Genomic DNA, 19,248 nt, shown 5'->3' on the forward strand with positions numbered 1-19,248 from the left:
AGACCAGGTACGGCGGGGCAGTCTCGACGGCATGCGGAGCTCGGATTCAGCGATCACCAGCGGTGTCGTGGCGTTTGAACACTGGTACGACTTCACCGAGGGCGGCCCGGTGCACCGCGCGCTGCTGCCGTTCCCGTCGACGGCGCCCGCCCCGTTCGAGGTCGCGCGCTGGTCGGTGGCCCCGAACACCTCCAACGACCTGGATGTCCATCGCTCCCGTGAGGTGTGGATCATCGTGTCCGGGACCGGAACCCTGACGTTCGCCGACCAGGCGCGTGTCCTGCGGGCCGGCGACGTCGCGGCGTTCGACAGCAGGGTTCCGCATCAGATTCGGAACGACGGACCGGACCCACTCCTCGCCGTCTCCGTCTACTGGCTGCAAGCAGGCGACTGACGCCCGGTGGGCACCGGGGCCGCAGACCCCTCGACGGGCGCGCGTCACACGCGGAGAGGCAGGGCACCCCTTTACTACGACGGTTAGTAGGCTGTGCCGGTGACCGAGGCAACGACCGGGTGGTGCCGGTGACCAGCGCGGGCGTCGATTCGCCGGTGGACGGGATCGTCGCGGCAGTGCCGATCGTGCTGTCGCTGCTCGTGGCGGTGTGGGCGCTGGTGGCTGCGGTACGCCACCGGCCGCCGGACCGGGTGCAGTTCGTCGGTCTGGCCGTACTCGAAGTGGCGTTGCTGGTGTTGAGCGTGCTGGCGCTCGTCGCGGTCGGCGGCGGGGATCGGCCCGGCGAGCCCGGCGCCTTCTTCGGCTACCTGGTCACGCTGGTGTGTCTGCCGCCACTGGCCTGGGTGCTGGCTCGGATGGAACCGACCCGCTGGGGCTCGGCGATCGTGTGCGCGGTCTGCCTGGTGGCCCCGGTGGTGGTGGTCCGGTTGCAGCAGACCTGGGAGGTGCTCGGTGGTTGAGACAGGATCGGCTCGACAGCGCACGAACTCCGGCCCGGGGCGGCTGCTGATCGCCGTCTACCTGCTCTTCGCCATCGCGGCGACGAGTCGGGCGGGTTTGCAGATCGCCACCAAGTTCGACGAGGCGCCGGTGGCGTACCTGCTCTCCGGGGTGGCCGCGCTCATCTACATCGTTGCGGCGGTGGGGTTGGCCCGCGCCGGGCACACCGGCCGTCGGGTCGCGCTGGCGTGCTGCTCGGTGGAGCTGGTCGGGGTGGTCGCGGTCGGCATCCTGAGCCTGGTCGACAAGGATCTCTTCCCGGACGAGACGGTCTGGTCGCAGTTCGGCAGCGGGTACGGCTACATCCCGCTGGTGCTGCCGGTGCTCGGCCTGATCTGGCTCTGGCGCACCCGCCGCGCACCCGCCTGACCCACCGCGCCGCACCCGCCCGACGCGCTCTCGGCTGACCCGGCGCCAGGCCCGGCGACGAGGGCGCCGGCTTGTCTGCCGGAGCGCCCTCGTCGGGAGTACGGGTCAGTTCCGTGGGCCGCCCGCGACGTAGATGACCTGACCGGACACGAAGCCGGCGCCCTCGCTCGCCAGGAACGAGATGGTGTGCGCGACGTCCTCCGGGCGGCCGGGGCGGCGGACCGGGATCTCGGCGGCGGCGTGCTTCTGGAAGTCGTCGAAGTCGACCTTCATCCGGGCGGCGGTGGCCGCTGTCATGTCGGTGACGATGAAGCCGGGTGCGACGGCGTTCACCGTCACCCCGAACGGACCCAGCTCGATGGCGAGCGTCTTGGTGAAGCCCTGCAGACCGGCCTTGGCGGCGGCGTAGTTCGCCTGGCCCCGGTTGCCCAGCGCCGAGGTGCTGGAGAGGTTGACGATCCGCCCCCACTTCTTATCCACCATGTGCTTCTGGGCGGCCTGGCTGAACAGGAACGCGCCGCGCAGGTGCACCCCCATCACCGTGTCCCAGTCGGCACTGGTCATCTTGAACAGCAGGTTGTCGCGGAGCACACCGGCGTTGTTGACCAGCACCGTGGGCGCGCCCAACTCGGCGGCGACGCGGCTCACCGCCGCCTCGACCTGGTCGCGGTCGGACACGTCGGCGCCCACCCCGAGCGCCCGACCACCGGCCCCGGCGATGGCGTCCACCGTCTCCTTGGTGGCCGCCTCCTCGATGTCGACCACGGCGACGGCCATTCCGTCGGCGGCCAGCCGTCGGGCGGTGGCCGCGCCGATGCCGCGTGCGGCTCCGGTGACGATGGCGACGCGGGACTCCTCCGACATGATTACCTCCCGGTAACTTGGGGTCGATCGGAGGAGCTTAACCTCAACAGGCCGACCCTCGGCATAGGCGAATCCACCGGTATCCGTGGCCGGAGACCTTGACCGCGCCGAGCTTGCCCAACTCTCCGTAACCACGGTCGGCGAGCACGTCGATGGGCAGGTCGGCCTCCGCTTCGAGGCTGCTGAGGTCCACCTCGACGTCGTCTTTGCCGAGGTTGTGCACGAAGACCATCGTTCCGGTCGGCCCGTCGGCCCGGTGCGCGAGCACTCCGGCCGGCATCGCCACGTCGATGTGGGTCGTCGAGCCGGAGCCGATCTCCGGGGCCTCCCGCAGCGTACGGATCATGCGCTCGAACCAGGCGAGCAGCGACTTGGCGTCGCCGCGCTGGGCCGTGACGTTGACGCTCTGGTACCCGAACTCACCCTTGTCGATCACCGGACGGACCAGCTTCTCCGGGTCCGCCGTGGAGAAGCCGGCATTCGGCTGGTACGACCACTGCATCGGCGTACGGATCGCCTCGCGACCGGGCAGCGACAGGTCCTCGCCCATCCCGATCTCCTCGCCGTACCGCAGCACCGGAGTGCCGCGCATCGAGAACTGGAGGGCGTACGCCAGTTCGATGTGCCGCCGGTCGTTGCCGAGCATCGGGGCGAGCCGGCGACGGATGCCCCGGTCGTAGATGCGCATGTTCTCGTCCGGGCCGAACTTCGCGTACACCTGGTTGCGTTGTTCGGTGGTCAGCCGGGACAGGTCGATCTCGTCGTGGTTACGCAGGAAGGTGGCCCACTGCCCGCCGACCGGCAGCTTCGGGGTGTCGCGCAGCGCCTCGACCAGCGACTCCGGGTCCTCACGGGCGAGGGCGAGCATGAGTCGCCCGTTGAGCATGAAGTCGAAGAGCATGTGGATCCGGTTGCCGGAACCGCTGGCGTCGCCGAAGAACGTCGGCAGCTGGTCCGGCTCGACGTTCGCCTCGGCCAGCAGGACGGCGTCGCCGCGGCGCCACTGGACGTGTTGGCGCATCTCGGTGAGGAACTCGAAGTCCTTCGGGGAGTTCGGGTTGCCCGGCTCGGTCAGCTCGATGATGAAGGGCACCGCGTCCATCCGGAAGCCGGAGACGCCGAGCTGGAGCCAGAACGACATGATCTTCTTGACTTCGGCCCGGACCTCCGGGTTGGCGAAGTTGAGGTCCGGCTGGAACTTGTAGAACCGGTGGTAGAACCACGCCTTGGCGGTCCGGTCGTAGCTCCAGGTCTCGTCCTGCTCGCCGGGGAAGACCATGCCCTGGTGCCGGTCGGCCGGCTCGGTGTCGGACCAGAGGTACCAGTCCCGGTAGGGCGAGTCCGGCGAGGAGCGGGCGGACTGGAACCACGGGTGCTCGTCGGAGGTGTGGTTGACCACCAGGTCGATGATCACGCGGATGCCCCGGTTCTGCGCCTGGTGCAGCAGCTCGGCGAAGTCGCCGAGAGTGCCGAAGCGCGGGTCCACGTTGTAGAAGTCGGTGGCGTCGTAGCCGTCGTCGCGGTTGGGTGACGGGTGGATCGGGTGCAGCCACAGACAGGTCACGCCGAGGCGGGCCAGGTAGTCCAGCCTCCCGATCAGGCCACGGATGTCACCGACCCCGTCGCCGTCGGAGTCGGCGTACGTGTCGATGTCGAGGCAGTAGACGACAGCTTCGGAATACCAACGGTCACCCATGCCGAAGAAATCTCTCCAGTTGATCATCGCGGCAAACCAGCCGGGCCGACCGGCGACCGGCGACCGGTTACCGTGCCCGTCATGGAGAACGACCTCGTGCCGCCGAGCGAGTTGTTGGACTGGTCCCGGGGCAGCTGGCTGCACCCGCCGGTACGCGTCGAGGAGGGCCCGGCCGGCGAACTGGTCGTCGAGCCGGCCGCGGAGAGCGACTTCTGGCGGCGGACCAGTTACGGCTTCGTGCACGACGACGGCCCGGCCCTGCTGGCGCCGCTGCCGGTGGGCACCGCCATGGAGGTGAGCTTCCGGCTCGACTTCTCGGCGCAGTTCGACCAGGCCGGCGCGTTCGTCCGCGTCGACGAGCGGACCTGGACCAAGGCCGGCGTCGAGGTGAGCGACGGCGAGGCGCAGCTCGGCGCTGTGGTGACCCGGGAGTTCTCCGACTGGTCGGTGGCGCCGGTGCCGGAGTGGGCGGGCCGGGAGGTGACGGTCCGGGTCAGCCGGGCGGGTGACGCGGTGACCGTTCGCGCCCGGGTCGACGACGAACCGTGGAGACTGGTCCGGCTCGCTCCGCTGGACCCGACGGCGGAGGCCCTGGCCGGCCCGTTCTGCTGCGCGCCGTCCCGCGCCGGTCTGACAGTGGTGTTCACCGGTTGGCGGCAGGGTCCGGCGGACACCGCGCTGCACCCGGAGGTGTGAATCGGGCCCGGCTGGGTATGACCCTCCGATCCCCGACAGCCGACCGGAAGGACCACCATGGCGTACGCCCAGACTGGCGATCCGTCCGAATTCACTGGGTTGACCGGTTGGGTGGCCTCGGTGATCGAGGCGATGGGCCCGGTCGGGGTGGCGCTGCTGGTGGCGCTGGAGAGCATCGTCCCGCCGATCCCCAGTGAGATCGTGCTGGCGCTCGCCGGCTTCCTCGCGCACGAGGGCAAGTTCAACGTCTTCGTCGTGGTGCTGGCCGCGACAGTCGGTTCGCTTGTCGGCGCGCTGGTGCTCTACTGGCTCGGCGCGGCGCTGGGCGAGGAACGACTCAAGCGCTGGTTGGACCACATTCCCCTGGTGGACAGCGACGACCTGGAACGGGCCGACAAGTGGTTCGAGCGGCACGGCCGGTGGGCGGTGCTGATCGGCCGGGTGGTGCCGGTGGTCCGCAGCCTGGTCTCCGTGCCGGCCGGGGCCAACCGGATGCCGATGGGTGAGTTCATCCTGCTCACCACGATCGGCAGCGGGGTGTGGAACGGTCTCATCGTGGGGGCCGGCTATGCGCTGGGCAGCCGTTGGCAGGACGTCGCACGTTACAGCGACTGGTTCAACTACGCGATCGTCGCGGTCTTCGTCGTGATGGTGGCCAGTTGGGCGATCCGCAAGGTCCGCAAGCGTCGGGAGCGCGACGACCGGCGGTCGGTGACCGCCGGTCGCTGATCCGCTGTGCCGCTGGCGTTTCGGAAGGCCAGCGGGGGTGGTCAGGGCAGGGTGTCGAGGTGCGGTCCCACCGTGTTGGCGAAGCCGTTGCCGTTGCTGACGTCCCAGTTCACCGACCAGGTCATCGCGCCCCGGATGCCCGGGTAGGTACGCGGCGGGCGGAAGCTGCCGCAGTTGGTGCCCCGGGCCAGGCAGTCCAGGGCGGCGTTGACCACGCTGGGCGCGACGATGCCGCCGCCGGCCGCCCCAGCTCCGGCGGGCAGACCGAGGCCGACCTGGTCGGGGCGGAGCCCGGCCTCCAACTGGATGCAGGCCAACGCGACGATGAAGTTCACGGTGCCCTGGCCGTACGCGGCGTTCTGGTCGCAGCCGAGCATCGCGCCGGAGTTGTAGTACTGCGTGTTGACGACGGTGAGGATGTCCTTGATGTCGAGCGCCAGCTTGAAGTAGCCGCCGGCCGGGTTCTGCATGTCGATGGTCTGCGGCGCCATCGCGATGATCAGGCCCGATCCGATCTTGGCCCGCAGGGCGCGCAGCGCCTGCGCCATGTACGTCGGGTTCAGTCCGTTCTCCAGGTCGATGTCGATCCCGTCGAAGCCGTACCTGGCGATCAGCGCGGCGGCCGTGTCGGCGAACGCGGTGGCCGAGGCGGCGTTGTTCACCGTGACCCGGCCGGTCTCGCCGCCGACGGAGAGGATCACCCGCTTGCCCCGGCTGTGCAGGGTGCGGACGTCGGCGGTGAAGTCCGCGTCGGTGTAGCCGCCGAGCGAGGCGGCCAGTCCGGGGTCGACGCCGAAGGTGAGCGCGCCGGGCGTCGAGGTGGCCTCGGCGAAGGCGACCGCCACCAGGTCGTACTCGGTGGGGACGTCGCGCAGCCGCAGCTCGACCGCGGGGTTGTCGAAGTTGTGCCAGTAACCGGTGAGCAGGTGCTTCGGCAACCCACCGGTGGGTGGGTCGGTCGGCGGTGGGGTGGTCGGCGGAGGCGTCGTCGGCGGCGGCGTGGTGGGTGGTGGCGTGGTGGGTGGTGGCGTGGTGGGTGGTGGCGTGGTGGGTGGTGGCGTGGTGGGTGGAGTGCCGCCGCCGCAGGACACGCCGTTGAGCTGGCAGCCACTCGGCGAACCGGAGCCGCTGGCCAGGAAGCCGAAGGAGACCGACGCACCCGGGGCGACGGCGCCGTTCCAGGACCTGTTGGTGAAGGTGTGCCGCTGGCCGGTGGAGCTGAGCAACGCGTCCCAGTAGCTGCCGAGGGTGGTGCCGGACGGCAGGTCGAAGGTCAGGTTCCAGCCGTTGATGGTCGAGCTGCCGCCGTTGGTGATCGTGTACTTCCCCTCCCAGCCTGAGCCCCAGTCGGCGGTCTTGACGAAGCTGGCGGTGGCGCCGGCGGCGTACGCGGGCAGCGCCACCCAGGCCGCGCCGAGGGTGGCCGCGAGGGCGGCGACGAGGGACAGGACAAGGGATCTGGAGCGTTTCATGCGACCCTCCGGGCCCGGACGGGCATTTATGGACGTCAACGTTGCCGCTAATTATTAAGACAGTTAACTGTTTCTGTCCAGAGCACCCGTCGGGGAGGCCTGCGGGCGGCGGAGCACCGCCTGCTCACCTGCCGACCACACGCTCGTGGTGACCAGGTAGATCACCGCGGCGAGCGGCAGCACCAGCGCCACCAGCACCGTCGTGAACGGCAGCAGGGGCAGCAGCCGGCCGAGCGTGGCCGCCCCCGGCCCCTCGGTCGGCGTACCGGCCACCGTGCCCACCGCCGCCGCCGCCCGCCGGGCCCGCCGCGACGACCACCAGGCCACCGCCAGCAACACCACCAGCAGTACGCCGAACAGCGGTCCGGCAGCACCGGCCAGCCCGTCGCTGAGATGGTGACCCAGCGGCACGCCGGCCAACCGCTCGTCCAGCAGCCCGGTGCCGCCCTCGCTGGTGCTGAACAACCGGTACAGCACCAGCAGGAACGGCGCCTGGATGAGCAGCGGCAGGCAGCCGGCGACCGGGTTCGCGCCGGCCTCGCGGTACAACGTGAAAACCTCGCGCTGAAGAGTCGCCGGGTCGTCCGCGTACCGCTGCTGAAGCTCACGCACCTGCGGGGCGAGCGCCGCACGGCGCCGCTCACCGCGGACCTGCGCGACGGTCAGCGGCGAGATCAGCAGCCGCACGGCGATGGTGAGGAGCACGATGGCGGCGGCTGTCGCTCCGCCGCCGGCCAGTGGTTCGAGCAGTTCGGTGAGCCAGTTCAGCGCGCTGCCGGCAGCGGCGACAGCGTCGTGCAGTGGTGCGAAGGCAAGCATGGGAAACCCCTCGGTCCGATTCCGGTGAGGCCCTCCCCCGGGCGGCGTCCGCCCAGCGAGGGGGGCCGGTGACGGCGGGATCGGCCGCGCGGCGGCGAGGCGCTACGCGGCCGAGGGGTGCCCCGGAGCACGGGGACGAGGTCGACCCGCCGCATCCGGGTCGATCTGGCGGGGCATTCGGCGACTGCGGGAGCGGGCCCGCAGTCCGGCCGACCGCGGCCCGGCACCGGGCGCGCCCGCCCGGTCGCGCACCCGGGCCGCGAGCACCACCGCGAGCATCACCAGGGCGGTCAGCGCGGCCCCCGCCAGCAGGTCGACAGGGCGGCCCGCGAGCAGGGTGAGCTGGGCGAACGCGGACATCCACGCGACCCCGACATAGCCCAGCAGCACCGGCACGGGCTCAGCATAGGACCCGCTGTCTCGTCACCCGGCCGAATCGGCGGCCCGCCTTCGAGGACGACGTACCGCCGCCACGTTTCCCGGCATCGCCACGTTGGGTAACCAAGCGAAGGACCGACGCGGACGGACCGCGAACGGCAGAAACGGATGGGTGATGTCGATGACCGGTCAGGTGGCGGACGCGCTCAGCGACAGGGCTGCGGCCACCGGGTTGCTCACCGTGGGTGTCGAGGAGGAGTTCCTGCTCGTCGACCCGCACACCGGGGCCGCCGTTCCGGCCGTGGACCTCGTCATGGAGCAGGTGCCGGCCGAACTTCGCGGGCAGGTGGAACGGGAGTTCCAGACCAGTCAGATCGAGATCGGCAGCCCGCCCGGCCTGGAGCTCTCGTCGATCCGACACTCCCTCGGCGTACTGCGTAAGGCGCTCTCCGACGCTGCCGAGCGGGCCGGCGTACGCCTGCTCGCCATCGGTACCGGCCCGGTCGACGGCCCGGTGCCACCGGTGGTCGACAAGCCACGCTTCGACCGCATGATCGAGCGCTTCCGGCTGCTCGTCCCCGGCCCCGGCAACAACGGCATGCACGTCCACGTCGGGGTGCCCGACCCGGACACCGGCGTGCAGGTGCTCAACCACGTACGGCCGTGGCTGCCGATGCTGCACGCGGTGACCACCAACTCGCCGTTCTCCCGGGGCGAGGACACCGGCTACGCCAGTTGGCGCTCCGTCGAGTGGGAGCGCTGGCCGTCGGTGGCGCCGACCCCGTTCCTGGAGTCGCACGAGCACTACCAGCGGCTGATCCGTCAGTTGATCTCCAGCGGGGTGATGCTCGACGAGGGGATGCTCTACTGGTACGCCCGCCTGTCGGCGAAGTACCCGACCGTCGAGCTGCGGATCGGCGACGTCTGCCCGTCGGTGGACGACGCGGTCCTTGTCGCCGCCCTGGTCCGGGCGCTCGTCGCCACCGCCATGGCGGATGTCGAGGCCGGCCGACCGGCGTTGCAGACCGACCACCACCTGCTGGTCGGGGCGCACTGGCGGGCCGCCCATGACGGCCTGGAAGGCGAAGCCGTCGACGTCACGAACGGTGAGCTGCGCCCGGCCTGGGAGCTGTTGGACCGGTTCGTGGAGCGGATGCGGCCGGCGCTGGAGCAGCACGGCGACTGGGCCGAGGTGAACGACCTGCTGGGCGGCCTGCGCCGGCACGGCAGCGGCGCGGCGCGGCAGCGTGCGGTGTTCGAACGCACCGGCCGACTCACCGACGTGGTGCAGGACGTCGCACGGCAGACCCGCGGCTGATCACCGCGTGACAAGATGAGCCCGTGGCGCAACGGCTGATCGTCATCGGCGGGGACGCCGCCGGAATGTCGGCGGCGTCCCAGGCCCGCCGCCGCCGTGACCGTGGCGACCTGGAGATCGTGGTCTTCGAGCGGGGCAACTTCACCTCCTACTCGGCGTGCGGCATCCCGTACTGGATCAGCGGCCTGGTGCCCGGCCCCGAGGCGTTGATCGCCCGCGACCCGGAGACGTTCCGCACCGAGTACGCGATGGACGTCCGGATGCGCCACGAGGTCACGGCCATCGACCTGGAACGCCGCGAGGTCGTGGCCCGGGATCTGACGGGCGGCGGCGAGGTCCGCGAACGCTTCGACGACCTGGTGTACGCCACCGGCGCGGTGCCGGTGAAGCCGCAGTGGGCGGTCACCGACGCGGACGGCGTGTTCGGCATGCAGACCCTCGACGACGGTGCGGCGCTGCGGCACTGGTTGGACGCCGAGCCGCAGCCGCGCCGGGCAGTGGTGGTCGGCGGCGGTTACATCGGCGTCGAGATCGCCGAGGCGCTGATCCGACGCGGCCTCACGGTGACCCTGGTGGAGGCGGGCGAGCAGCCCATGGCGACCGTCGACGCCGAGATGGCCGAGCTTGTCAGCGAGGCCATGCGCGGCCTCGGCGTCACCATCCGCACCAGCCTGCCGGTGACTGGCCTGGAACAGCGGGACGGCCGGGTCTCCGCGGTGATCACCGCCGAGGGGCCGATCCCGACCGACGTCGTGGTCCTGGGCCTCGGCGTACGCCCCAACACGGCGCTCGCCAAGGCCGCCGGGCTGCCCCTCGGACCGACCGGCGCGATCCGGGTGGACCGTCGGATGCGGGTGCCCGAGCACCCCGGCGTCTGGGCGGCCGGTGACTGCGTGGAGACCCTGCACCGGGTCAGCGGGTTGCCGGTGCACGTGCCGCTCGGCACGCACGCCAACAAGCAGGGCCGGGTCGCCGGGATCAACATCGGCGGCGGGTACGCCACCTTCACCGGCGTGATCGGCACGGCTGTCACGAAGGTCTGCGACCTGGAGGTGGGCCGGACCGGCCTGCGCGAACGGGAGGCCACCGCCGCCGGCTTCGAGTTCGTCTCGGTGATCGCCGAGTCGACCAACCGGGCCGGCTACTACCCCGGCGCCCGGCCGATGACGGTCAAGCTGATCGCCGAGCGCCCCAGCGGTCGGTTGCTCGGCGCGCAGATCGTCGGTTGGTCCGAGGCGGCCAAACGGATCGACACGCTGGCCGTGGCGTTGTGGAACGGCATGACGGTGGACGATATGACGCAGCTGGACCTGGGCTACGCTCCGCCGTACGCGCCGGTCTGGGATCCGGTGCTCATCGCTGCCCGAAAAGCGGTCGACGCGCTCGCCGCCCTCGACCGTTGACCCGCGCCCGCCGTGGAGGACCACCCCGTGACCCAGACCCCGACCCGACCGACCGTGCGTCGGCGTCCCACGATGGTGGACGTGGCCCGGCGGGCCGACGTCAGCCTGAAGACGGTCTCCCGGGTCGTGAACGACGAGCCGGTGGGGCAGGAACTGGTCGGCCGGGTGCTGGCCGCCATCGCCGAGCTGGGCTTCCGACGCAACGACATCGCCCGTAACCTGCGCTCCCGGCAGCTCAACGCCACCGTCGGGCTGCTGATCGAGGAGATCGCCAACCCGTTCTACGCGACCATCGCCAGCGTCGCCGCCGAGATCGCCGCCGCGCACGGCACCATGCTGATCACCGCGTCGTCGGAGGAGGACCCGGAGCGGGAACGCGCCCTGCTCCAGGACTTCACCCAACGCCGCGTCGACGGTCTGCTGGTGGTGCCGGCGGGCCTGGACCACTCGTTCCTGCGTCGCGAGGTCGAGCTGGGCATGCCTGTGGTGTTCCTGGACCGGCCGCCGCAGGGGCTGCACGCCGACGCCGTGCTGTTGGACAACCGGGGTGGCAGCCACGCCGGGGTGAGTGCGCTGCTCGACGAGGGGCACCGACGGGTAGGTCTGCTGCTCGGCGCGCCGAGCGTGCCCACCATGCGGGAGCGGCTGGCCGGGGCGCGGTCGGCGCTGGACGCTGCCGGCGTCGAACCGGACGAGTCGCTGATCCGCGAGCGGCTCATCGCGCCAGAGGAGGCCGGTCGAGCGGTCGCCGCGCTGCTCGACCTCCCGGAGCCGCCCACCGCGTTCTTCTGCGCCAACAACCGGCTCACCGTCGGCGCGCTCCAGGAGCTGCACCGGCGGGGCAGCGACGCCGCCCTTGTCGGTTTCGACGACTTCGAGCTGGCCCACCTGATGCCCCGACCGCTGACCGTCGTCGCCTACGACACGAGAGAGCTGGCCAAGGTGGCCACCGAACGCCTCTTCCAGAGAATCGCCGGAGACGACACCCCACCCGACACGACAGTCCTCCCCACCAGGCTCCTCAAACGCGGCCTGACCTGACCCCGCGCCCGTCCGGGTCGCCCTGCCCACGTTCCTGCCCCGCCCCTGCCCGCCCTGCCCCTCGTCGATCATGGACTTGTGGTGCCTCACATATGCCGCAAAGCGGTGTTGAACGCCCACCACAAGTCCATGATCGACCGGGGCCGGGCCGGGCCGGGCCGGGCGGTAGCGCCGGTCAGGTTGCGGGGGTCAGGAGGGCTTCGACCTCTGCTTTTGTCGGGGGGTTGGCGCCTCGGCGGGCGCAGGTCAGAGCGGCCACCGTGGCGGCCTGTCGGAGCACCGCACCCCACTGCTGCGGAGTCACCGCGGCGAGCCGGTCGGCCGGGCGGTCGCCGAGCGCGTCGAGGTCGGCCAGCGCGGCCAGCAGGCCACCGGTGAACGAGTCGCCGGCGCCGACGGTGTCGACCACCGTGGTGCGGACCGCCGGCTCCTCGTGCAGCGAGCCGTCGGGCGCGAGCAGCAAGGCGCCGTCCCCGCCCCGGGTCACCACGGCGCAGGACACACCGGCGGTACGCCATTCGGTCATCACGTCGGCCACCGAACGGTCCGGGTAGAGCCAGGCGAGGTCCTCGTCGCTGGCCTTGACCAGGTGCGCGATGCGAACCTGCCGGCGTACCCGCTCCTGCTCCGCCGCCCGGTCGGTGACGATGCTCGGGCGCAGGTTGAGGTCGATGGAGACGGTGAGCCCGTCCCGCTGGTGTTCCCGGGCGAGCAGGCCCTCCAGCGCCTCCGCGCCGGGCGCCAACGCGAGCGCGAGGGAACCACTGTGCAGCGCGATCGCCGGTGACCCCGCCAGCTCGGGCAACTCCTGCGGCGTCCACTGCCAGTCGGCCGCACCGGCCAGCCGGAACTCGTAGCTGGCCTGCCCGGCGGCGTTCAGAGTGGCCACCGCCACCGACGTGGGCTCCGCGGCGCGTACCGCCCACTCCAGGTCCACCCGGTTGGCGCTCAGGTGCTCGACGAGTTGCCGACCGTAGTCGTCGTCGGCGAGTCGGGCCAGTAATCGTACCGGCTGGTCGAGCCGGGCCAGGGTGACGGCGACGTTCGCCGGCGAACCACCCGGGACGGCACGCTGCCCCTCGGCCGTGACGACCAGGTCGATCAGCGCCTCACCCGCGACGACGATCACGCGGTCACCTCCCCCGGTGCGAGCGGGCCGGTGCCGCCGAGCCCGTCGGCCGCGCGGGACAGCAGTACCGCCTGGTAGGCGTGGTAGACGTCCGGCCGGCCGTGCCAGACCGTGTCGGCGGGCAGGTTCTGCGCGTCCAACTCGTGCCGCCATCCGGTCTGGTCGATGAGATTACGACGGGCGTACGCCCAGAAGACCCGGTACCAGTCGAGGTAGACCGCGTCCCCGGTACGGCGACGCAGGGTGATCGCCGCGCCGATGGCCTCGGCGAGAACCCAGTGCATCCGGGAGCGCACCACCGGCTGGTCGTCCCAGTCGATGGTGTAGACGAAGCCGTCCGCGCCGTCGACCGCCCAGCCGCGACGCACGGCGGCGGCGAACAGGGCACGGGCGTCGGCGAGCAGCCAGCGGGGTGGCTGCGGCAGCACCGCCTCCAACTCCAGCAACAGTCGGGCCCACTCCAGCCAGTGTCCGATCGTGGAGCCGTACGGCCGGAACGGGTCGGCGGGCTGGTCCCGGTTGTAGTCGGGCAGCGGCGTCCAGTCGGTGGTGAAGTGCTCGGGCAGCCGCCAGTCGTGTCGGGCCGCCTCACCGTGCACGAGGTGGGTGGCGATCCGCAGGGCCCGGTCTGCCCAACTCGCGTCACTGGTGGCGGCGGCAGCGGCGAGGAACGCCTCGACCATGTGCATGCTGCTGTTGGCGCCCCGGTAGTCCTCGGTGACCGTCCAGTCCCGGTTCCACGATTCGCGGACAGCGCCGGCGTCGTCGTCCCAGAACCGGTCCCGCACGACGGCCAGCACGTCGGCGAGCAGCCGGTCCGCGCCGGGGCGTCCGGCGCGCGCGGCGCTGGAGGCGGCGAGCAGCACGAACGCGTGGTCGTAGCCGGCCTTGCGGTCGTTGACGGGTACTCCCTGCTGGTCCACCGCACCGAACCAGCCGCCGTACCGGTCGTCACGCAGCAGCGTGCTGAGCGCGGCGATCCCGTGGTCGACCAGGGCGGCGGCGTCCGGGTCGCCGTTGCGGTGGGCGAGGGCGGCCACGTGGGTCATCCGGCAGGTGATCCAGGTGTGGATTGGTTCTCCGCGATCCGGGGTGCGGTCGTCGGTGAGCCACCAGAAGCCGCCCTCGGGCCGGACCGAGCGGCGGGCGGTGTCGAGCAGCGTCCGGGTCTGGTCGACGAGGAACTCGTCCAGCTCGGGCAGGTCTGGTGACCCCGGCGGAGCAGGGGTCGTTGCGGCGTCGGATCGGGGCACGTCGGTCATCTCAGCTGGTCACCGTGGGGTAGGAAAGGGACATACGGCCAGGATCGGCGAACGGACCGGGTCCGCGCCGCAAAACTGCCAACGGTACGCCACGAATCGACTGGCAGGGGTCGGCGCGCAGCTAGAGGGTTTTCCTCCTATTTGACCGTTGACATCGTTGTCACCGCTCAACCCTGCTCCGGCAGCCGGCCGACTGTCAATTCCGGCTGCGTCACACCGACCCAGAGCGGCTCCGCTCAGTAGTAGTCGTCGATCGGCCGGCGTGCCTCGTCGAACAGCGCCGGCCCCTCGTAGCGGACCGGGGGCAGCGGCGGGGTGGCCGGCTTGACCTCCTCGAACTGCTCGGTGGACAGCGCGTACACCACCCGCCCGAGGCCGGACCGGTCGATTGCCGTCGCGCACATCGCGCAGGGCTGACAACTGGTGAACATGGTGGTGCCGGCGGCCACCTCGGGAGTGAGTTCCCGAGCCGCCCAGCGGGCCAGCTTCAACTCCGGGTGGGCGCTGATGTCCGCGTCGGAGACCACTGTGTTGTGGTCCTCGATCAGGACGACGCCGGCCGCGTCGACAAGCAACGAGCCGAACGGCCGTTCGCCGGAAGCCCCCGCCCGCCTGGCGATTTCGACGGCATGGCGGAGAAACTTCTCGTCGTCGGGGGTCATCGCTCCTCCTGGGTTCTGCGATGTGCGGCCACTGCCGCAAGGGTCCGCCACGCGCGTTCGGGCTGGCGGATCTCGGTCAGGTCGCCGTTGAACGGGTCCAGCACCACCGTCTCCGCGCCGAGCACACGAAGCTGGTCCAGGTCGGCGACGATCTGGTCGATGGTGCCGACACCGGCGAGCCGGTCCGGGCCGGTGATCGGTTCCCGGGTCTCCTGGAGCGCGATCCGCGGCACCAGCGCGGGCACCGGGCGACCCAGCTCGCCGGCGATGTCCTTCAGTCGTCCGACCGCGTCGGCCAGCCGCCCCGGTGTGACCCGCAGCGGGTGCCAGGCGTCACCGAGCAGTACCGCGCGGCGCATGCCGGCCTCGCTGTTTCCACCGACCCAGATCGGGATCGCTGCCGTGTCGTAGTCGTCGGCGTCCTGCCAGGCCGCGCGCATCGTCCGCAGGTACTCGTCGGTCAGAGCACCGCGCTGCCGGAACGGCACGCCGAGCGCCTCGAACTCCTGCCGGGCCCAGCCAATGCCGACACCGAGGACGAGCCGGCCGCCGCTGAGCCGGTTGAGGTTCGCCGCCATCCGGGCGGTGAGCAGCGGGTGCCGGTACGGGACGATGAGCACCGTGGTGCCCAGCCGAACCCGGCTGGTCACCCCGGCCAGCCAGGACAGCGTGGTGAACGGCTCGTAGAACGGCGCCGGATACTGCTCGGCCACGTCCGGGGTCACCGCGATGTGATCGGAGACCATCAACAGGTCGAAGCCGAGACCCTCCACCGTCTGCGCCCACCGACGCAGCACGTCGGGGTCGGTGCCCGGGGCGAAGTTCGGTACGTTCACACCAATCTGCACCCGTCCACGCTAGCCACTGTGGACCGGTGTGTGAACGCCGCAGCCCGGCTGAGTCACCTGGCAGCCGCCGCGGATCGCCGCACAACTCAGGAGCGCCGGATGGATCTGCCCGAGGGACTCGACTGGGTACGAGGATCACCGGCCGGTTGCGCCTGGCTGGCCGCACTCCCGACGTGGCTGAACGAGTGCGCCGAGCGCTGGTCGCTGCGGGTCGGGCCGCCCTTCCGGCAGGCGTACGCGTCACTGGCGCTCCCCGCCCACCTGCCCGATGGCACCGCTGTGGTGCTGAAGCTCCAGTACCCCGACGAGGAGAGCCGGCACGAGGCCGACGCGTTGGCGCTCTGGGACGGCGTCGCGGCGGTCCGCCTGCTCGCCCACGACCCCGGGCGGCGTGCCCTGCTGCTCGAACGCTGCCAGCCCGGCACTCCCCTGCACGACCTTGCGCCGGACCGAGCGCTGGACGTGGTGGTCGGACTGCTCCCCCGGCTCTGGCGACCGGCCGACACGCCGTTCACCCCGTTGGCACGCGAGGCCGCCGGCTGGATCGACCGGATGCCCCGGGCCTGGGAACGGGCCGGCCGACCGTACGAGCGACGACTGCTGGATGCGGCGCTCGACCTGCTCACCGGCCTGGCGTCGAGCCAGGGCGAGCAGGTGCTGGTCAACCAGGACCTGCACGCCGGCAACATCCTCGCCGCCAACGCGCTCGGCGGCGACGGGCTCGGCGGCGACCGAGGGCCGTGGCTGGCGATCGACCCGAAGCCGCTGACCGGGGAACGGGAATTCTCGGTCGTGCCGATGGTGCGCGGTCCGGAGTTGGGCCACTCACCGGCCGCCGTCCGGCATCGATTGGACCGGCTCAGCACCGACCTGGGACTGGACCGGGAACGGGTCCGAGGCTGGACGATCGGACACACCCTGTCCTGGGGCCTCTCCGACGAAACGGTCTTCCCCGAGAAGATGGAGGTGGTCCGCTGGCTGCTCGACGGCGACTGAAGTCCAGCAGCGCGCGGGTTCCCGCACCCGCCCCAACTCCGCGATCTTGCACTTTCTGTCCCGACACAGCGCGCCTATCCACCCATGCCGACAACAGAAACCGCAAGATCGGCGGCGCGGGGCGCGGGGCGCGCGGGCGCGGGGCGCGGGCGCGGGCGCGGGGCGCGGGCGCGGGGCGCGGGGCGCGGGGTGGCCCGGGTGGGTGGGTCAGCTGGTCTGGCAGGTGCGGCACCAGTACAGGTTTCGGCCGGCCAGTTCGCCGCGACTGACCTCGGTGCCGCAGACGTGGCAGGGTGCTCCCGGGCGGCGGTAGACGTACACCTCGCCGCCGTGCCGGTCCACCCGCGCCGGCCGGCCCATTGCCTCTGGCAGGTGCGCGTCGCGGACCGTGTCGATCCGACCGTGCTCGACAGCGAGCCGCATCAAGCCGACCAGGTCGGCCCAGAGCGCGTCCCAGCCGGTCCTGGTCAACTGTCGGCCCGACATCGTGGGCGGCAGCCCCGCCCGGAACAGCGCCTCGGTCACGAAGATCAGACCGGTGCCGGCCACCACCGACTGGTCCAGCAGCAGAGCGGCGAGAGGGGTGGGGCTGCGGGCGATCCGGGCGTACGCCCGCTCCAGGTCGGCGTCGGCGCGCAACGGATCCGGCCCGAGACGGTCCCGCAGCGCGGCCACCTCGGGTGGGGTGAGCAGCTCACAGGCCGTTGGCCCGCGCAGGTCGAGCCAGTGCCGGTCGCTGGCCAGCCGGAGTCGCACCTGCCCGACCGGCTCCGGCGGCTCCCCCGGCCCGTCGGTGAACTTGCCATACAACCCGAGGTGTACGTGCAACGTCAGCTCGCCGGCGTAGTGGTGCAGCAGGTGTTTCCCGTACGCTTCGGTGCCCTCCAGCACTGTCCCGGAGAGCCGGGCGGCACCTTCGGCGAAGCGGCCCTGCGGGCTGGCGGCGAGCAGCTTGTCCCCGGCGAACAGCTCGGCGTGCCGGGCTGCCAGGCGATGGATCGAGTGTCCCTCTGGCACAGGTGCCAAGGATAGCCAGCCCCGCCCGACCGGCCCGCGCGCTGATCCGCACCGGGCCAGCCGCCGCCCCGATGGACAGAGCCCCCGCCGCGCTGATCCGCACCGGGCCCGCCGCCGCCTCGATCGACCCGGTCCCCGTCGCGTTGATCGACTCGGGTTTCAGGAAATCGGGGTGTCCGCGGAGACGGGAAACCGCGACTTCCGGGAAACCGAGTCGATCAAGGCCGAGCCGAGGCTGGTCCGGGCCAGGCGGGGCGGCCGGCGAGGCCGGTCTTGGCGGCCGGCGAGGCCGGTCTTGGCGGCCGGCGAGGCCGGTCTTGGCGGCCGTACCCAGGATTGGTGTCAGGAAACGCCCAGGTGGGTAGTTGAGGGCCGACACCGCGTGGGTGCCACCCTTTCCGTCGGCCACCACGCATTCATCAGGAGGTGTGTAGTGGTCAGGATTCCTTCGCTGTCCCGCCGGTCCGAGCCGGCACCGACGCGGGACGAGAACCTCGACGGCCGCGTGGACGGCCGCGACACCCCGGTCACCGAGACCGCCCAGTCCGACGACAGCGTCGGCCGCCCGGTGGTCACCGACCGGGACGCCGACCAGACGACGTACCGCAGCGCCGGCACGACCGACGGCCAGACCAGTGAGGCCGAGCGGCGGGCCAACGAGCGTGCGGCGGTGGCCCGAGCCGCCACCGGTCGACCGGCGGAGGTCGACTCCCGGGGCACCGCCCACCCGGTCGCGCCCGAGCCCTCGAACGGCACGACCCGCCCGGTCGCACCCGAGCCCGTGAACGGCACGACCCGCCCGGTCACGCCGGAGCCCCGCACCGGCACCACCAGCAAGGTGGAGACCGAGGCCCGGCCCGCCGTCGCCCCGACCACGGCACGCACCGCCGAGCGGGACGCCGACCTCGAAAGCACCACACGTCGGCCCGACACCACCGACCGGACCAACACGGACCGCACTGTCGACCCGACCCCGACCCCGGGCACGACCACGCCTGAGCCGCCGGTGACGCGTGGCCCGAAGCCGCGGGCCAGTCTGCTCGCCACCCTCGGCCTGATCGTCTCGGTCGTCGGTGCGACGTTCGTACTGACCGGAACCTTGGCCGGGTACGGCATCGGGCTCGGCGCGTTCGGCGCGGTGCTGTCGGTGCTCGGCCTGATGGCAACCCGCCGCCGGCACGTCGCCGGCAAGACCGACGCGCTCTTCGGTGTGCTGATCGGTCTGGCCGCAGTCGTGATCGGGGTGCTCGCGATGACCGGCCAGTTCGACTGGCCGACCACCGACGGCGACTGGGTGCAGCGCTTCCGGGAGTGGCTTGACTCACAGTTTGTCGATCGTTTCTAGCGGGCACTGTTCCGCTCGCCGGTGATGCACCGGCGAACAGCCGGCGGTTCGCCGGCAACCCGATCAGTCCGGTGGTTCACCGGCCGGGGAGACACCCTTTCAGGGGCGGCGGTTCGCCGCCCCTGAAGTGTTTCCAGGGTCGGACGGCTCCGGTCCGGGTCACTGCGGCGATCTCGCCCGTCACCCGGAGATCCGCGCCTCTCGACTGCCGGACGAACCACGTACGCCAGCCTTTGCTCTGCTGCCCTA

At 71.6% G+C, this 19,248-nt stretch carries 20 protein-coding genes; 10 read left to right on the plus strand and 10 right to left on the minus strand.

Annotation, left to right across the window (positions count from 1 at the left end; all coding sequences use genetic code 11):
• Nucleotides 1-67 precede the first annotated feature (67 nt).
• From ABZU43_RS20635 to ABZU43_RS20645, 3 genes are all read left to right on the plus strand, one after another.
• Nucleotides 68-394, plus strand: a complete 327-nt coding sequence (locus tag ABZU43_RS20635; protein ID WP_355008102.1) for a cupin domain-containing protein — start codon at nt 68-70, stop codon at nt 392-394.
• Nucleotides 395-522: 128 nt separating this feature from the next.
• On the plus strand, nt 523-915 hold the full coding sequence (locus tag ABZU43_RS20640; protein WP_355008103.1) for a hypothetical protein: 393 nt from the start codon (nt 523-525) through the stop codon (nt 913-915).
• The gene (locus ABZU43_RS20645; RefSeq protein ID WP_355008104.1) at nt 908-1,324 is read left to right on the plus strand and encodes a hypothetical protein; all 417 of its coding nucleotides are present in this window, start codon (nt 908-910) and stop codon (nt 1,322-1,324) included. The genes ABZU43_RS20640 and ABZU43_RS20645 overlap by 8 nt, the downstream gene beginning before the upstream one ends.
• Before the next feature lie 105 nt (nt 1,325-1,429).
• Here the strand turns inward: ABZU43_RS20645 and fabG are convergent, their stop codons facing one another.
• Nucleotides 1,430-2,188 carry a 3-oxoacyl-ACP reductase FabG gene (fabG, locus tag ABZU43_RS20650; protein WP_355008105.1) on the minus strand — a complete coding sequence of 253 codons (759 nt, stop codon included), beginning with the start codon at nt 2,186-2,188 and terminating at the stop codon, nt 1,430-1,432.
• 43 nt (nt 2,189-2,231) lie between these two features.
• A complete protein-coding gene (locus ABZU43_RS20655; RefSeq protein WP_355008236.1) occupies nt 2,232-3,884 on the minus strand; it encodes an alpha-amylase family protein in 1,653 nt (550 codons plus the stop codon).
• 81 nt (nt 3,885-3,965) lie between these two features.
• Here ABZU43_RS20655 and ABZU43_RS20660 point away from each other — a divergent pair, with 81 nt between their 5' ends.
• Both ABZU43_RS20660 and ABZU43_RS20665 read left to right on the plus strand, forming a co-directional pair.
• A complete protein-coding gene (locus ABZU43_RS20660) occupies nt 3,966-4,580 on the plus strand; it encodes a DUF1349 domain-containing protein (RefSeq protein ID WP_355008106.1) in 615 nt (204 codons plus the stop codon).
• A gap of 57 nt (nt 4,581-4,637) precedes the next feature.
• Nucleotides 4,638-5,309, plus strand: coding sequence for a DedA family protein (locus tag ABZU43_RS20665; RefSeq protein ID WP_355008107.1), 672 nt, complete (start codon nt 4,638-4,640; stop codon nt 5,307-5,309).
• Nucleotides 5,310-5,350: 41 nt separating this feature from the next.
• On the opposite strand, the gene ABZU43_RS20670 is transcribed toward ABZU43_RS20665, so the two are convergent.
• From ABZU43_RS20670 to ABZU43_RS20680, 3 genes are all read right to left on the minus strand, one after another.
• Nucleotides 5,351-6,781 carry a cellulose binding domain-containing protein gene (locus ABZU43_RS20670; protein ID WP_355008108.1) on the minus strand — a complete coding sequence of 477 codons (1,431 nt, stop codon included), beginning with the start codon at nt 6,779-6,781 and terminating at the stop codon, nt 5,351-5,353.
• A 63-nt stretch (nt 6,782-6,844) separates the two neighbouring features.
• Nucleotides 6,845-7,600, minus strand: a complete 756-nt coding sequence (locus tag ABZU43_RS20675; RefSeq protein ID WP_355008109.1) for a membrane protein insertase YidC — start codon at nt 7,598-7,600, stop codon at nt 6,845-6,847.
• Nucleotides 7,601-7,702: 102 nt separating this feature from the next.
• The gene (locus ABZU43_RS20680; protein ID WP_355008110.1) at nt 7,703-7,996 is read right to left on the minus strand and encodes a DUF6412 domain-containing protein; all 294 of its coding nucleotides are present in this window, start codon (nt 7,994-7,996) and stop codon (nt 7,703-7,705) included.
• Nucleotides 7,997-8,150: 154 nt separating this feature from the next.
• Here ABZU43_RS20680 and ABZU43_RS20685 point away from each other — a divergent pair, with 154 nt between their 5' ends.
• The 3 genes from ABZU43_RS20685 (at nt 8,151) to ABZU43_RS20695 (ending at nt 11,740) form a co-directional block, all read left to right on the plus strand.
• Nucleotides 8,151-9,296, plus strand: coding sequence for a glutamate--cysteine ligase (locus ABZU43_RS20685; RefSeq protein ID WP_355008111.1), 1,146 nt, complete (start codon nt 8,151-8,153; stop codon nt 9,294-9,296).
• A 23-nt stretch (nt 9,297-9,319) separates the two neighbouring features.
• On the plus strand, nt 9,320-10,699 hold the full coding sequence (locus ABZU43_RS20690) for an FAD-dependent oxidoreductase (RefSeq protein ID WP_355008112.1): 1,380 nt from the start codon (nt 9,320-9,322) through the stop codon (nt 10,697-10,699).
• Nucleotides 10,700-10,771: 72 nt separating this feature from the next.
• On the plus strand, nt 10,772-11,740 hold the full coding sequence (locus ABZU43_RS20695) for a LacI family DNA-binding transcriptional regulator (protein WP_355008237.1): 969 nt from the start codon (nt 10,772-10,774) through the stop codon (nt 11,738-11,740).
• A gap of 175 nt (nt 11,741-11,915) precedes the next feature.
• Here the strand turns inward: ABZU43_RS20695 and ABZU43_RS20700 are convergent, their stop codons facing one another.
• The 4 genes from ABZU43_RS20700 to ABZU43_RS20715 all read right to left on the minus strand — a co-directional run bounded on the left by ABZU43_RS20700 (nt 11,916) and on the right by ABZU43_RS20715 (nt 15,641).
• Nucleotides 11,916-12,869 (minus strand): carbohydrate kinase, encoded by a 954-nt coding sequence (locus tag ABZU43_RS20700; protein ID WP_355008113.1) that lies wholly within the window; start codon nt 12,867-12,869, stop codon nt 11,916-11,918.
• Nucleotides 12,866-14,131, minus strand: a complete 1,266-nt coding sequence (locus ABZU43_RS20705) for an AGE family epimerase/isomerase (RefSeq protein WP_355008114.1) — start codon at nt 14,129-14,131, stop codon at nt 12,866-12,868. Before ABZU43_RS20705 ends, ABZU43_RS20700 begins: the two co-directional genes overlap by 4 nt.
• Before the next feature lie 236 nt (nt 14,132-14,367).
• Nucleotides 14,368-14,793, minus strand: coding sequence for a nucleoside deaminase (locus ABZU43_RS20710; protein WP_355008115.1), 426 nt, complete (start codon nt 14,791-14,793; stop codon nt 14,368-14,370).
• Nucleotides 14,790-15,641: an LLM class flavin-dependent oxidoreductase gene (locus ABZU43_RS20715; protein WP_355008116.1), complete on the minus strand. Its 852-nt coding sequence runs from the start codon at nt 15,639-15,641 to the stop codon at nt 14,790-14,792. The genes ABZU43_RS20710 and ABZU43_RS20715 overlap by 4 nt, the downstream gene beginning before the upstream one ends.
• A 99-nt stretch (nt 15,642-15,740) precedes the next feature.
• Between ABZU43_RS20715 and ABZU43_RS20720 the strand changes: the two genes are divergently transcribed.
• Entirely contained in the window at nt 15,741-16,637 is an 897-nt protein-coding gene (locus tag ABZU43_RS20720) for an aminoglycoside phosphotransferase family protein (protein WP_355008117.1), read from the plus strand.
• Nucleotides 16,638-16,844: 207 nt separating this feature from the next.
• Here ABZU43_RS20720 and ABZU43_RS20725 read toward each other — a convergent pair whose 3' ends face one another.
• Nucleotides 16,845-17,654, minus strand: coding sequence for a DNA-formamidopyrimidine glycosylase family protein (locus tag ABZU43_RS20725; protein ID WP_355008118.1), 810 nt, complete (start codon nt 17,652-17,654; stop codon nt 16,845-16,847).
• A gap of 433 nt (nt 17,655-18,087) precedes the next feature.
• Here ABZU43_RS20725 and ABZU43_RS20730 point away from each other — a divergent pair, with 433 nt between their 5' ends.
• A complete protein-coding gene (locus tag ABZU43_RS20730; protein WP_355008119.1) occupies nt 18,088-18,999 on the plus strand; it encodes a DMT family transporter in 912 nt (303 codons plus the stop codon).
• Nucleotides 19,000-19,248: the final 249 nt, after the last annotated feature.

The organism is Micromonospora sp. NPDC005205 (genome assembly GCF_040608275.1).
In the GTDB taxonomy this organism is placed as follows: domain Bacteria; phylum Actinomycetota; class Actinomycetes; order Mycobacteriales; family Micromonosporaceae; genus Micromonospora.

Bases quoted from the DNA above. Each gene is read 5' to 3' on its own strand.
- ABZU43_RS20655 (WP_355008236.1), bottom strand. From the start codon at position 3,884: ATGGGTGACCGTTGGTATTCCGAAGCTGTCGTCTACTGCCTCGACATC.
- ABZU43_RS20720 (WP_355008117.1), top strand. From the start codon at position 15,741: ATGGATCTGCCCGAGGGACTCGACTGGGTACGAGGATCACCGGCCGGT.
- ABZU43_RS20665 (WP_355008107.1), top strand. From the start codon at position 4,638: ATGGCGTACGCCCAGACTGGCGATCCGTCCGAATTCACTGGGTTGACC.
- ABZU43_RS20675 (WP_355008109.1), bottom strand. From the start codon at position 7,600: ATGCTTGCCTTCGCACCACTGCACGACGCTGTCGCCGCTGCCGGCAGC.
- ABZU43_RS20705 (WP_355008114.1), bottom strand. From the start codon at position 14,131: ATGACCGACGTGCCCCGATCCGACGCCGCAACGACCCCTGCTCCGCCG.
- ABZU43_RS20695 (WP_355008237.1), top strand. From the start codon at position 10,772: ATGGTGGACGTGGCCCGGCGGGCCGACGTCAGCCTGAAGACGGTCTCC.
- ABZU43_RS20670 (WP_355008108.1), bottom strand. From the start codon at position 6,781: ATGAAACGCTCCAGATCCCTTGTCCTGTCCCTCGTCGCCGCCCTCGCG.
- ABZU43_RS20660 (WP_355008106.1), top strand. From the start codon at position 3,966: ATGGAGAACGACCTCGTGCCGCCGAGCGAGTTGTTGGACTGGTCCCGG.
- ABZU43_RS20710 (WP_355008115.1), bottom strand. From the start codon at position 14,793: ATGACCCCCGACGACGAGAAGTTTCTCCGCCATGCCGTCGAAATCGCC.
- fabG (WP_355008105.1), bottom strand. From the start codon at position 2,188: ATGTCGGAGGAGTCCCGCGTCGCCATCGTCACCGGAGCCGCACGCGGC.